Below are 12,972 nucleotides of genomic sequence, written 5' to 3'. Positions count from 1 at the left end.
GTCAGGAGCGCACCGCCGCGTAGCGGGCCAGCGCCTCCTCGCGCTCGGCCTTGTGGTCGACGATCCGCTGCGGGTAGCCGTGGTCGTACCCGCCGGCGTGGTCCCACGGGGAGTGGGCCGCCTTCCCGGCCAGGTGGCGCAGCTCGGGCACGTAGCGGCGCACGTACTCGCCGTCCGGGTCGAACTTCTCGCCCTGGCTGACCGGGTTGAACACCCGGAAGAACGGCGCCGCGTCCGTGCCGGACCCGGCGGTCCACTGCCAGCCGTGGTTGTTGGAGGAGAGGTCGCCGTCGCGCAGCCACCGCATGAAGTACCGCGCGCCGTGCTGCCACTCCAGGTGCAGGTCCTTGACCAGGAAGCTGGCCACCACCATGCGCACCCGGTTGTGCACCCAGCCCTCGGTGCGCAGCTGACGCATGCCGGCGTCGACGAACGGGAAGCCGGTGCGCCCCTCCTCCCAGGCCTCCAGGTGCGCCTTCCCGTCACCGCGCGCGGGGGAGTCGAAGCGCATGCCCGCCAGCTGCGGCCGGTAGTACTCGCGGGCCGAGTCGGGCCGGTGCCAGAGCACGTCGGCGTAGAACTCCCGCCAGATGAGCTCGGTGCGGAACGTCTGCCCGCCCTTCGTCGACCCGTGGGGGCTCGCCGCGAGCTCGGCGAGCAGCGTCCGCGGGTGCACCTCGCCGTACTTGAGGTGCGCGGACAGCTGGGAGGTCCCGTCTCGGTCGGGGCGCTCGCGGTCGGTGTCGTAGGCGTCCAGGCGGTCGGCGAACGCCTCCCAGCGGCGCATCGCGGCCTCCTCGCCCACGTCGGGGAGGGTGAGGTCACCCAGGTCGGGGTCGTCCGGGACGTCCTCGCCCTCCACGCGGCGCACCCACCGCAGGTCGCTGGGCGGGGAGGCCGCGGGCTCGGGGTGGCCGTGGGCCGTCCACGCCTTGGAGAACGGGGTGAACACCTGGAAGGGGGTGCCGTCGCCCTTCACCACCGTGCCGGGGCCGATGGCGTAGGGCGTGCCGGTGCGGACCAGCCCCACGCCGTCGGTCTCGAGCGCGGCCTCGACGCGCTCGTCGCGGGCGCGGCCGTAGGGGCCGGCGTCGGCGGTGACGTGGACGCGCTCCGCGCCCACCTCGCGGGCGACCTGGCGGACGACATCCTCGGGCTTCCCGGACCGCACCACCAGGGCGCCGTCGGCGCTGGCCGACCAGGCCCGCAGCGACCGGAACAGCCACGCGGTGCGCGTGGGTCCGGCCGGGCCGAGCAGGGCGGGGTCGAGCACGAAGAGCGGCAGGACGCCGGAGCCGCCCGCCTCCTGCGCCGCCGCGAGCAGCGCCGGGTGGTCGCGCAGGCGCAGGTCGCGGCGCAGCCAGAGCACGGTGGAGGTCACGCGGGGAGCGTCGCGCACGGGGAGCGCCTCGGCCACCGCAGCGGCCCCGGATTAGCGTGACGGCGTGCAGACCCACCAGGTCCGAGCCCACCGCAGCGACGAGAACCTGCCGCGCGAGGAGCAGCTGGCGTGGAAGCTGGCCCAGCTCGCCGCGGACACGGCACGCGGCGGGAGCCTCGACTCCATCGACAGCGACGTCGTCGACATGGTCGTCAACCGCGTCATCGACGACGCCGCCGTGGCCACCGCCTCGCTGAGCCGCGCTCCCGTCGTCGCCGCCCGCGCGCAGGCGATGGCCCACCCAACGTCCGGGGCCGCGCCCAGCCAGGGCACCGGCTCCACGGTCCACGGCGCGCCCGGCCGCTACGGCCCGGAGTGGGCGGCGTGGGCCAACGGCGTGGCGGTGCGCGAGCTGGACTTCCACGACACCTTCCTCGCCGCCGACTACTCCCACCCGGGCGACAACATCCCGCCCGTCGTCGCCGTCGCCCAGCACCTGGCCGCGAGCCAGGGGCCCTTCGGCGGGGTCACCGGCGCGGACGTGGTGCGGGCGCTGGTCACCGCCTACGAGGTGCAGATCGACCTCGTGCGCGGCATCTGCCTGCACGAGCACAAGATCGACCACGTCGCCCACCTGGGCCCCTCGGCCGCCGCGGGGCTGGGCGCGCTGCTGCGCCTGCCGCCTCTGCAGGTCTTCCACGCCATCGGCCAGGCGCTGCACACCACCACCGCCACGCGGCAGTCGCGCAAGGGCGAGATCAGCACCTGGAAGGCCCACGCCCCGGCGTTCGCCGGCAAGGCCGCCGTCGAGGCCGTCGACAGGGCGGTGCGCGGGCAGACCAGCCCCACCCCCATCTACGAGGGGGAGGACGGCGTCATCGCGCGCCTGCTCTCCGGGTTCGGCCACGTCTACGAGGTGCCGCTCCCCGAGCCGGGGGAGCAGCGGCGCGGGATCCTCGACAGCTACACCAAGGAGCACTCCGCGGAGTACCAGGCGCAGGCCTGGATCGACCTCGCCCGCCGCCTCGGCGCGCAGCACCCCGCGCTGCGCGACCCGTCGCAGGTGAGCTCGATCGTGCTGCACACCAGCCACCACACCCACCACGTCATCGGGTCCGGGGCGAACGACCCCCAGAAGTACGACCCGACGGCCTCGCGGGAGACCCTCGACCACTCGATCCCGTACATCGTGGCGGTGGCCCTGCAGGACGGCGGCTGGCACCACGAGCGCAGCTACACCCCCGAGCGCGCTGGCCGCCCGGACACCGTCGACCTGTGGCGGAAGGTCACCACGGTGGAGGACCCGGAGTGGACCCGCCGCTACCACGACCCCGACCCCCTGAAGCGGGCCTTCGGCGGCCGCCTGGAGGCCGAGCTGGTCGACGGCAGCCGGGTGGTCGAGGAGATCGCCGTCGCCGACGCCCACCCCGCGGGCGCCCGGCCGTTCGCCCGCGCCGACTACGTGGCCAAGTTCCGCACCCTCGCCGAGGGCGTGCTCGACGACGACGAGGTGGAGCGCTTCCTCGACGTCGCCCAGCGCCTGCCCGAGCTGGAGCCCGGCGAGCTCTCGGGGCTGACCGTGCGGGCTCGCACCGCCACGCCCGCCGGGGGGATCTTCTGATGCTGCACGCTCCGCAGACGGCGTCGAGCAAGCGGCAGGCCCTGCGCGCGGGGCTGGCCAGCGGGGACCTCCAGCGGTTCGTCGGGGCGTTCACGCCGCTGTCCACCTCCCTCGTGGCGGGCAAGGGCTTCGAGGGCGTCTACGTCTCCGGCGCCGTGGTCTCCGCGGAGCTGGGCCTGCCCGACATCGGCCTCACCACGCTGACGGAGGTGGCCGAGCGCGCCGCGCAGGTGGCCCGCACCACCGACCTGCCGGTGCTCGTCGACGCCGACACCGGCTTCGGGGAGCCCATGAACGTCGCCCGCACCGTGCAGGTGCTGGAGGACGCCGGGGTGGCCGGGCTGCACCTGGAGGACCAGGTCAACCCCAAGCGCTGCGGCCACCTCGACGGCAAGCAGGTGGTCAGCCGGGACGTGGCCGCCCAGCGCATCGCCGCGGCCGTGCGGGCCCGGCGCGACCCCGACCTGCTGGTCATGGCCCGCTCCGACGCCCGCGCGGTGGAGGGCCTGGACGCCGCCGTCGACAGGCTGAAGGCCTACGTGGACGCCGGCGCGGACGCCGTGTTCCCCGAGGCGATGGCGTCCCTGGCCGACTACGAGCGCGTCATCGCCGCGGTGGACGTGCCCGTGCTGGCGAACATCACCGAGTTCGGCAAGGCGCCGCTGTTCACGCACTCCCAGCTGGCCGACGTCGGCGTGCGGATCGCGCTCCACCCCGTCAGCCTGCTGCGGACGGCGATGGGCGCCGTCGAGCGGGCGCTGGACGCGCTCGCGACCACCGGGACCCTGCAGGGGGAGGTGCCGTCGATGCTGACGCGCGCACGGCTCTACGAGCTCATCGACTACGCCGGCTACTCCGACTTCGACGCCGACGTGTTCACCTTCGAGGTCCCGGACGGCGAGAAGGGCGTGCAGGCGTGAGCGAGCAGGAGATCAAGCGGGGCCTGGCCGGCGTCGTCGTCGACACCACCCAGGTGTCCTCGGTGACGGCACCGACTGACGAGCAGGGGGGACCCTCCGAGCTGCTCTACCGCGGCTACCCGGTGCAGGACCTGGCCGCCCGCTGCAGCCTCGAGGAGGTCGCCCACCTGCTCTGGTACGGCGAGCTGCCCACCACCGACCAGCTGGTGGCCTTCGAGCGCGCCGAGCGGGCGCAGCGGGCGCTGCCCGACGCCGTCGTCGCCGTCCTCGACGCCCTGCCGGCCGACGCGCACCCGATGGACCTCGTGCGCACCGCGGTCAGCGCCATCGGCGCCACCTGGCCGACCCTGGCGCCGGAGGAGCGCACCCGCGAGGACGACCTCGCCCGGGCCCTGCAGCTGTTCGCGCAGCTGCCGGCGGTGGTGGCGCGCATCCAGAGGCGCCGCCGCGGCCTGGAGCCGCTGCCGCTGCGCACCGACCTCGGCTGGTGCGCGGCGTTCCTGCAGGCGACCTTCGGCGAGGAGGCGGCACCGGAGGTCGTGCGCGCCTTCGAGGTGTCGATGGTGCTCTACGCCGAGCACTCCTTCAACGCCTCGACCTTCACGGCAAGGGTGGTGACGAGCACGCTCGCCGACTACCACTCCGCGATCACCGCGGCCGTCGGCGCGCTCAAGGGCCCCCTGCACGGCGGCGCGAACGAGGCCGTCATGGGCGTGCTCGCCGAGGTGGGCACCGCCGACCGGGCGGCCGAGTGGGTGGCGGCAGCGCGGGCGGAGAAGCGCAAGGTGATGGGCTTCGGGCACCGCGTCTACAAGACCGGCGACTCCCGCGTGCCCACCATGAAGGCCGCGCTCGACGTCCTGGTCGAGCGGGAGGGCCGGGCCGACCTCGCCGAGCTGTACGCCGCGATCGAGACCGCGATGGCCGAGGCCACGGGCATCCGCCCGAACCTCGACTACCCCAGCGGGCCGGCGTACGCGCTCATGGGCTTCGACACCGAGGTGTTCACGCCGCTGTTCGTCATGGCCCGGGTGCTCGGGTGGACCGCGCACGTGCGCGAGCAGGTGGAGGCCAACGCCCTGATCCGCCCGCTGTCGGCGTACACCGGTCCCGACCGGCGCACGATCACCGGCAACTAGGCTGCCGGGAGGACCGGCACGGAAGGGGTGGGCGGCGTGAGCGACCTCATCGACACCACCGAGATGTACCTCAAGACCATCTTCGAGCTGGAGGAGGAGGGCACCGTCCCGCTGCGCGCGCGGATCGCCCAGCGCCTGCAGCAGAGCGGCCCCACCGTCTCCCAGACGGTGGCGCGCATGGAGCGCGACGGGCTCGTGGTGGTCAGCGGTGACCGGCACCTGGAGTTCACGGCGCTGGGCCGCGAGCGCGCCACGCAGGTGATGCGCAAGCACCGCCTGGCCGAGCGCCTGCTCATCGACGTCATCGGCCTGGAGTGGGAGTACGTCCACGACGAGGCCTGCCGGTGGGAGCACGTCATGAGCGAGCGCGTCGAGCGCCGCCTGCTCGACCTGCTCGAGGCGCCCACGGAGGACCCGTACGGCAACCCCATCCCGGGGCTGGCCGAGATCGGCGGGGTGGACGTCCCCGACACCCTCGACGGTCTGCGCACGCTCGTGGCGGCCGCCGGTGCCGCCCCCGTCGACGTGCAGGTCCGCCGGGTCGGCGAGCCCGCGCAGGCCGACACCGGCGCCATGCACCGGCTGTCCGCGCTGGGCCTGCGCCCCGGCGGCTCGGTGCGCGTGCAGCGGGTGTCCGGCGGCGTGCTGGTGGGCGAGCCGGGTGAGGTGCTGCCCGACGACGTGGCCGTCCACGTCTTCGTCACCGGTGTGTGACCCAGGTCACGTTTAGCCACGTTCCTGAGTTCCCGGGACGCAGAGTCACGCGTCACTACTGTCAGTCCTGCCTCGAGAGACACCTCACGAGGTCCGCACCGGGCGCTGAGCCCTGCCACCGGGCGCGGTCAGGCGGACACCGCTGGCAGGGGCGGGGGACCCACGCACCACGGGGCTCCTCCAAGCGGGAGCTCCTCGGGGTTGAGAGCGCACCCCGCCCGGTGACCCCGGGTGGTGCGCGCCGGGCGCAGACCTCTCGCCCGAACCCGACAGCTCACCCCGCAGGCGACGGAGAGGCCGAGTGGTCGAGATGTCCGCGAGCAGCCGGACCGCAGCACGTCACCGCCGTCCCGTCAGGACGCGCACCCCGCTGACCGTGATCGGCGGCGCCGTCGCGACCAACGCCACCACCGTCGGCCGCCGCTCCGCCGTCATCGCCGTCAGCGGCGGGCTGCTCGTGACCATGGGCATGCCGGCCATCGCCGCGCCCACCGACGCCCCGCAGGACTCCTCGCCCGCCACGCAGAGCTCCACCGCCGTCGCCGGAGCCTCCTCGGTGAAGGCCCCCGCGCAGGCGCAGGTGAGCTTCGCGCTCACCTCGCTCACCACCGTCGACGCCGCCCAGTACCAGCACGACGCGCAGGTCACCGCCGGTGAGCGCGCCGCCGTCGCCCAGCGCGCCTCCCGCGCCGCGGACCGGTTCCAGGCCGCCAAGGACGCCCGCGACGCCAGCCGCGTCGCCAGCACCGACTCCACCGCCGACGACCCCAACGTCGACGCCGGCCCCCCGGAGCCCAGCGACGACGGCACCGCCGCGCCGGCGCCCGGCGCGACCGCGTCCGGCGCCTCGGTGATCGACATCGCCAAGCGCTACACCGGCATCAAGTACCGCTTCGGCGGCACCACCCCCGCCGGCTTCGACTGCTCCGGCTTCGTCCGCTACGTCTACGCCCAGGTCGGCAAGGACCTGCCCCGCACCGCCGCGCAGCAAGCCAGCGCCGGCACCCGCGTGTCCGCCTCCGACGCCAAGGCCGGCGACATCATCTCCTTCACCGGCAAGGGCGGGGTGTACCACAACGGGATCTACCTCGGCGGCGGGAAGATGATCGACGCCCCGCGCACCGGCAAGACCATCGACGTGCACGACGTCTGGTCCTCCTCGGTCATCTTCACCCGCGTCGCCTGAGCGACCAGCCCGTGACCAGCCCGTGACGAGAACAACGGGTGAAGCGCGGGCTGCCGGGCACCCGGGCGACGTAGAGTCCTACCCGTGGTGCCGCCACATCCGCTGAGCGGGGCGCTCGCAGGCCTGAGCGTCCTGCACCGCCCTGCGCCGTGCGGGCTCGCCTGCAGGCAGCGCCTCCACCATCCCAGCCGGCACCACCACGGCCAGCCCGTCCCCGGCAGCAGCGCTGGGGCCAGCAGGTGCAGTGCCGCGCGCAGCAGCGCGCGCCGCGCCAGCAGCCCGGCCAGCCACACCGCCCTGACACCAGGCGCCGTCCCTCGCGGGACGGCGCCTGTTCTCGTTCCGGGGCCCCTCGACCGGCCCTTCCCATGACGCGCCGTCGCGTCCCCGACCTCCACGAGCCCGCTGACGAACCACGACGAGGGGGTGGCACCGTGAGGACCCTGGTGCTCAACGCCGGCTACGAGCCGCTGGCGGTGGTCCCGCTGCGGCGGGCGCTGGTGCTGGTGCTGGCCGGCAAGGCGAACGTCGTCGTCGCCGACGAGGTGCCCGTCGCCTCGACGCGGGCGACGCTGCCCCGGCCCGCCGTCATCGTGCTCAACCGGTACGTGCGGGTGCCGTTCGGGCGGGCCGTGCCCGTCTCGCGGCGAGGCGTGCTGCGCCGCGACGGCCACCGCTGCGCGTACTGCAGCCGCCCCGCGACCACCGTCGACCACGTGCTCCCGCGCAGCCGGGGCGGCCGCGACACCTGGGAGAACCTCGTGGCGTGCTGCCTGCGCTGCAACGGCGTCAAGGGCGACCGGACGCCGGAGGAGATGGGCTGGCAGCTGCGCGTGCGCCTGCGCGCCCCGCACGGCGCCGCGTGGCTGCTGCGAGGCAGCGAGCACCGCAGCCCCCTGTGGGGCGGGTACCTGCCGGAGCTCGACGCCGCCTGAGCGTCGCCGTGCGGGGTGGGTGAGAGTGGGGGCGTGCCCCTCACCACCACCCGTCCCGAGATCACCGGCACCTTCGGCGCCGTCGCCTCGACCCACTGGCTGGCCAGCCAGGTCGGGATGGGGGTGCTGGAGCGCGGCGGCAACGCCTTCGACGCCGCCGCGGCCGCCGGGTTCGTGCTGCAGGTGGTGGAGCCGCACCTCAACGGGCCGGGCGGCGACATGCCGGTGGTGCTGTGGTCCGCTGCGGGCGGCGCCGACGGCGGCGCGCACGTGGTGTGCGGCCAGGGCGCCCTCCCCGCCGCCGCGACGCCGCAGGCGTTCGCCGACCTGGGGCTGACCGCCGTCCCGGGCTCCGGGCTGCTCCCCGCGACGGTCCCCGGCGCGTTCGGCGCCTGGACGGTCCTGCTGCAGCGGTGGGGCACGTGGCGGCTGCGGGACGTGCTCGAGCCCGCCATCGGCTACGCCCGCCACGGCGCGCCCGTGCTGCCGCGCGTCGCCGCGACCCTGGAGTCGGTGACGCCGCTGTTCACCGATGGCCCGGGCGCGTGGAGCACCTCGGCCGCCACCTACCTCACCGGGGACGACGGCGGAGCCCGCGCCCCGCGGCCCTGGTCCCGGCTGCGCCTGACGGCCCTGGCCGACACCTACGACCGGGTGCTGGCCGCCGCGGAGGCCGCCGGCTCCGACCGGGACGCGCAGTACGAGGCCGCCCGCGAGCACTGGTACCGCGGGGAGGTGGCCGACGCCGTCGAGGCGTTCTTCTCGACGACCAGCTGGCGCGACGCCACCGGCGCCGTGCACCCCGGGCTGCTGCGCGGCTCCGACCTGGCGGGGTGGGAGGCGACCGTCGAGGAGCCTGCGCTGGGGGAGTACCGCGGGGTGCAGGTCGTCAAGACCGGCACCTGGGGCCAGGGGCCGGTGCTCCTGCAGACCCTCGCGCTGCTGGACGGCCAGCTCGGCGCGGACGGCCCGCCCGACCCGCTCTCCGAGGACGACGACGCCTGGGTCCACGCCTGCGCCGCCGCCTTCGACCTGGCCAGCGCCGACCGCGAGGCCTGGTACGGCGACCCGGTCGGCGCCGAGGAGGACGGCGTGGACGTGCCCGCCGTCGCCGAGCTGCTCGACCCGGCGTACACGGCCTCCCGGCGCGCGCTGCTCGGTGAGCGCGCGGACGGCGAGCTGCAGCCCGGGTGGCCCGGCGGGACCTCCCGGCGGCTGCCGCAGCTGCCCGCGCCACCGCGCGTGGACGCTTCCGGCGCGGGCGCCGCGGTCGGCGAGCCCACCGTCGACCGGCGCGAGGAGCTGGGCCGCGGCGACACCGTCCACGTCGACGTGGCCGACCGCTGGGGCAACCTCGTCTCCGCCACCCCCAGCGGCGGGTGGCTGCAGAGCTCCCCGGTGGTCCCCGAGCTGGGGTTCGCGCTCGGCACGCGCGGGCAGATGTGCTGGCTGCCCGCCGGACCCGGCACCGCCGGTGTGACCGGTGGCGGGTCTCCGCGCTCGCGGTCGGCCGCGGCGCGGTGGGGCTCCGCGCTCGGCTCGACGCTGCGCCCGGGGCGCCGTCCCCGCACCACCCTGTCCCCGACGCTGCTGCTGCGCGACGACGAGCCGTGGATGGCGCTCGGCACCCCCGGCGGCGACCAGCAGGACGCCTGGCAGGTGCCGTTCGTGCTGCGGGTCGTGCACGCCGCCGAGCGGGCCCGCGCGGGGAAGGAGCCTGTCGAGACCGCGCTGCAGGCCGCCGTGGACGCCCCGACCTTCCACACCGAGACCGCGCCCAGCTCGTTCTGGCCGCGGCAGGCGGCGCCGGGCCGGCTGCTGCTGGAGGGCAGGTTCGGCGACGGCCTCGCCGAGCGGCTGCGCCGGCGCGGGTGGGACGCGCAGGTGGTGGACGGGTGGTCGCTGGGACGGCTGTCCGCGGTGGCCCTGGACGGAGGCTGGGTCCGCGCCGCAGCCAACCCCCGCGGCGCCCAGGGCTACGCCGTCGGCCGCTGAGCCCCTCCCGCGCAGAGGCGGGCGTCAGCGCTCGGGCAGGCGCGGGCCGGGCGGGGCGCCGGGGGTGAGGACGCCGGCCAACGGGTCGCCGTCCGCGGCGAACCGCTCGGCGGCCTCGGACAGCGTCAGCTGGAACAGGTCGTCGCCCAGCTCGTCCCAGCTGCGCGGCACCGCCGCCTGCGGGTGGTCCCGTCCCCGCGGCGACCACGGCGTGATGGTGGTCTTGGCGCCGTTGTTCTGGCTCCAGTCGATGAGCACCTTGCCGCGCCGCACGTCCTTGGCCATCACGGCGGTCACCCACGCGTGGTCCTTCGCGAGGCCCTCGGCGAGCCGCCTGGCGTAGGCGGAGACGACGGCGGCGTCCTGCTCACCGCTGATCGGCGCGTACAGCTGCATCCCCGTGCTGCCGGAGGTGACGGGGACGGCGACCAGCCCGTCGTCGGCCAGCCGCTCCGCCACCAGCACCGCCAGCTCGGAGCACTCCGCCAGACCGGTGCCGGGCCCGGGGTCGAGGTCCACGACGAGGCGGTCCGGATCCCGCCGCCCGCTGCCGGCGCCCGAGCCGTCGAGGCGCCACTGCGGGGTGTGCAGCTCCAGCGCCGACAGGTTGGCCAGCCACACCAGGCCGGCCTCGTCGTCCACCAGCGGGTGCGTGACCGGGCCGCCGCCGTCGTCGTCCTGCGCCGATGACGAGCCCCAGCGCCCGCCACCGGTGCCCTCCAGGTCCACCGTGCGCACCCACCGCGGCGTGCCGGAGGGGACGTTCTTCTCGAAGAAGCGCGGGCCGCCCACCCCCTGCGGCCAGCGCACCCGCGTCACGGGCCGGTCGGCCAGCTGCGGCAGGAGCGCCGGCGCCACGTCCAGCAGGTAGCTGACCAGGTCGGCCTTGGTGGTGGCCCGCCGGCCGGGACCGCCGGGCCACAGCTCCCGGTCGAGGTGCGTGAGCCGCACGCGGCGCCCCGCGATCTCCACCACCTGGGCCGCGGCGTCCACGGCCCCAGCCTGCCCCACGCGCGCCGCCACCCGCTCGGGCGGCGGGACGACGACGGCCCCGCCACCCGGGCGGGTGGCGGGGCCGGACGTCAGCCGCGGACGGCCGGGCGGGTCAGCTGGCCGGCGGGGTCAGCACGCCGTCGATGAGGTACACGGTGGCGTTGGCGGTCTTCACGCCGCCGCAGATGACCTGGGCGCCGTTGACCTTGAGGTTGTCGGCGGTGCCGGTCACGTCGACGGTCTGGCCCTCGACGGTCTTCTGCATGCCGATGACCTGCTGGGGGCTGAGCTGGCCGGACACCACGTGGTAGGTGAGGACCTTCTGCAGCAGCGCCGGGTCGGTCTTCAGCTTCTCCAGGGTGGTCGCGTCGACCTTCTTGAAGGCGTCGTCCACCGGGGCGAAGACGGTGAACTGGCCGCCGTTCAGCGTGTCCACCAGGTTGACGCTGGGGTTGAGCTTGCCGGACACCGCCGAGACGAGGGTGGTGAGCAGCGGGTTGTTGCTGGCGGCGGTGGCCACGGGGGCGGTCGCCATGCCCGAGACCGAGCCGGCGCCGCTCGGCACCATCGCGGCGTAGCTCGCGCAGCCGGGGCCCACCGGGCCGGACATGGCGGCGTCGCTGGCCGTGGCCGAGGAGCTCATGGAGTCCGAGGGGGCGGCCGAGGAGGTCATGGAGTCCGACGGCGACATCGAGCTCGAGGACGACATCCCGCCGCCGGCGCTCGTCGAGCCGCCGCCGCACGCGGCCAGGCCGACCACGAGCAGGGCGCTGGCGGAGACGGAGAAGGCGGTGGTGAGGGAGCGCTTCATGGGTTCTACCTCCGTGTCGGGCCACCGGTCGGCGGCTCGGGCTTGCTGACACCGGGGGTTCGCAGCCGCTCGCCGCAGGGATGGGTCACGATCGGGTCACGAGTTGTCCAACGCCCGATCGGCGCAACGAGGCCCCGGCCTCCCGCGCGGTGCGGGTGGCCGGGGCCTCGTGGTGGTCGGCGTCGTCGGGTGAGTCGTCTGGGGCGTCGTCTGGCAGGGGTTCGGAGCCGCCCGCCGCGGGGACTGGTGCTGAGGCCCGCTGCTGCCCGCTACTGCACGGTGACCGACACCGAGTGCCAGCCGGTGGCGCCGTCGGGGGCCGGCTCGGCCCGCTCGCCCGTCTGCACCGCGCCCGTGCCGTCGGTCGCCCGTACCCGCAGCGTGTGCGGACCGGAGCTGACCGAGGAGGTGTCCCACGCGTACGACCACTGCCGCCAGGTGTCCAGGCCGTCCTCCGCGGCGAGCTTCGCCTCCTGCCACGGGCCGTCGTCCACCTGCACCTGCACGGCGGCGATGCCGCGGGTCTGCGCCCACGCCACCCCGCCCACGGCCACGGTGCCCCGCGGCACCTGGGCGAAGCCCTTCGGCACGTCGATCCGGGACGCCGTCTTGATCGGTCCCTGCGCGGACCAGCCGCGCGTGGTCCAGTACGCGGTGGCGTCCGCGAACCGCGTGACCTCCAGGTCCACCACCCACTTGGTGGCGGAGACGTAGCCGTACAGGCCCGGCACCACCATCCGCACGGGGAAGCCGTGCTCCAGCGGCAGCGGCTCGCCGTTCATGCCCACCGCCAGCAGCGCCCCCCGCGAGGGGTCGGTGAGCGCGCCCAGCGGCGTGGAGGCGCTGAACCCGTCGCTGCTGCTCGAGAGCACCATGTCCGCGCCGGACCGCGGCCGCGCCCGGCCGAGCACCTCGGCCACCGGCACGCCCAGCCACGTGGCGTTGCCCGCCAGCCCGCCGCCCACCTCGTTGGAGACGCACGTCAGGGTGACGCGCTCCTCGGTCAGGGGCATGCCCAGGAGCTCCTCGAAGGAGATCTCCACCTCCTGCTCCACCATCCCGTGCACCCGCAGCGACCACGTGGACGGGTCGATCGCGGGCACCGTGAGGGCGGTGTCGATGCGGTAGAAGTCGGTGTTGGGCGTCAGGTACGGCGTGGTGCCCTCCACCCCGTTCGACACCCCGGCCGGCACGGCGCTCGCGGGCGTGGCCGGGGCGGGCAGCCGCAGCCCGGCCCGCGCGGCCACGGCGTCGCGCGCGGCGGCCCCGAACGCGCG

At 75.5% G+C, this 12,972-nt stretch carries 11 protein-coding genes; 7 read left to right on the top strand and 4 right to left on the bottom strand.

Annotated elements, in window-relative coordinates; translation table 11 throughout:
* Position 1 precedes the first annotated feature (1 nt).
* Positions 2-1,381, bottom strand: coding sequence for a cryptochrome/photolyase family protein (locus tag H7K62_RS15440; RefSeq protein ID WP_186719923.1), 1,380 nt, complete (start codon positions 1,379-1,381; stop codon positions 2-4).
* Positions 1,382-1,445: 64 nt separating this feature from the next.
* Between H7K62_RS15440 and H7K62_RS15435 the strand changes: the two genes are divergently transcribed.
* The 7 genes from H7K62_RS15435 to H7K62_RS15405 all read left to right on the top strand — a co-directional run bounded on the left by H7K62_RS15435 (position 1,446) and on the right by H7K62_RS15405 (position 9,891).
* On the top strand, positions 1,446-3,002 hold the full coding sequence (locus tag H7K62_RS15435) for an MmgE/PrpD family protein (RefSeq protein WP_186719922.1): 1,557 nt from the start codon (positions 1,446-1,448) through the stop codon (positions 3,000-3,002).
* Positions 3,002-3,922: a methylisocitrate lyase gene (gene prpB / locus H7K62_RS15430; protein WP_186719921.1), complete on the top strand. Its 921-nt coding sequence runs from the start codon at positions 3,002-3,004 to the stop codon at positions 3,920-3,922. Before H7K62_RS15435 ends, prpB begins: the two co-directional genes overlap by 1 nt.
* The gene (locus tag H7K62_RS15425) at positions 3,919-5,061 is read left to right on the top strand and encodes a bifunctional 2-methylcitrate synthase/citrate synthase (protein WP_186719919.1); all 1,143 of its coding nucleotides are present in this window, start codon (positions 3,919-3,921) and stop codon (positions 5,059-5,061) included. The genes prpB and H7K62_RS15425 overlap by 4 nt, the downstream gene beginning before the upstream one ends.
* Before the next feature lie 36 nt (positions 5,062-5,097).
* Entirely contained in the window at positions 5,098-5,775 is a 678-nt protein-coding gene (locus tag H7K62_RS15420; protein ID WP_186719917.1) for a metal-dependent transcriptional regulator, read from the top strand.
* Between the two features lie 310 nt (positions 5,776-6,085).
* The gene (locus tag H7K62_RS15415; RefSeq protein WP_186719915.1) at positions 6,086-6,961 is read left to right on the top strand and encodes a C40 family peptidase; all 876 of its coding nucleotides are present in this window, start codon (positions 6,086-6,088) and stop codon (positions 6,959-6,961) included.
* Between the two features lie 434 nt (positions 6,962-7,395).
* Complete coding sequence (locus tag H7K62_RS15410; RefSeq protein ID WP_186719913.1) at positions 7,396-7,896, top strand: HNH endonuclease; 501 nt, start codon at positions 7,396-7,398, stop codon at positions 7,894-7,896.
* A 33-nt stretch (positions 7,897-7,929) separates the two neighbouring features.
* Entirely contained in the window at positions 7,930-9,891 is a 1,962-nt protein-coding gene (locus H7K62_RS15405) for a gamma-glutamyltransferase family protein (RefSeq protein WP_370591801.1), read from the top strand.
* A gap of 24 nt (positions 9,892-9,915) precedes the next feature.
* On the opposite strand, the gene ligD is transcribed toward H7K62_RS15405, so the two are convergent.
* From ligD to H7K62_RS15390, 3 genes are all read right to left on the bottom strand, one after another.
* Positions 9,916-10,884 carry a non-homologous end-joining DNA ligase LigD gene (gene ligD, locus H7K62_RS15400; protein ID WP_186719912.1) on the bottom strand — a complete coding sequence of 323 codons (969 nt, stop codon included), beginning with the start codon at positions 10,882-10,884 and terminating at the stop codon, positions 9,916-9,918.
* A 112-nt stretch (positions 10,885-10,996) separates the two neighbouring features.
* Complete coding sequence (locus H7K62_RS15395) at positions 10,997-11,695, bottom strand: fasciclin domain-containing protein (protein WP_186719911.1); 699 nt, start codon at positions 11,693-11,695, stop codon at positions 10,997-10,999.
* 269 nt (positions 11,696-11,964) lie between these two features.
* Positions 11,965-12,972: molybdopterin-dependent oxidoreductase (locus tag H7K62_RS15390; protein WP_186719910.1), on the bottom strand; the 1,008-nt coding region annotated here is incomplete at its 5' end.

The organism is Quadrisphaera sp. RL12-1S (assembly GCF_014270065.1).
Classification (GTDB): Bacteria; Actinomycetota; Actinomycetes; order Actinomycetales; family Quadrisphaeraceae; genus Quadrisphaera.
Note: the sequence above shows the minus strand (reverse complement) of the source record. Positions and strands in the feature narration are given on the sequence as shown.

Excerpts from the sequence above, each read along its gene's own strand:
- prpB (WP_186719921.1), top strand. The coding sequence starts at position 3,002 with ATGCTGCACGCTCCGCAGACGGCGTCGAGCAAGCGGCAGGCCCTGCGC.
- H7K62_RS15415 (WP_186719915.1), top strand. The coding sequence starts at position 6,086 with ATGTCCGCGAGCAGCCGGACCGCAGCACGTCACCGCCGTCCCGTCAGG.
- H7K62_RS15395 (WP_186719911.1), bottom strand. The coding sequence starts at position 11,695 with ATGAAGCGCTCCCTCACCACCGCCTTCTCCGTCTCCGCCAGCGCCCTG.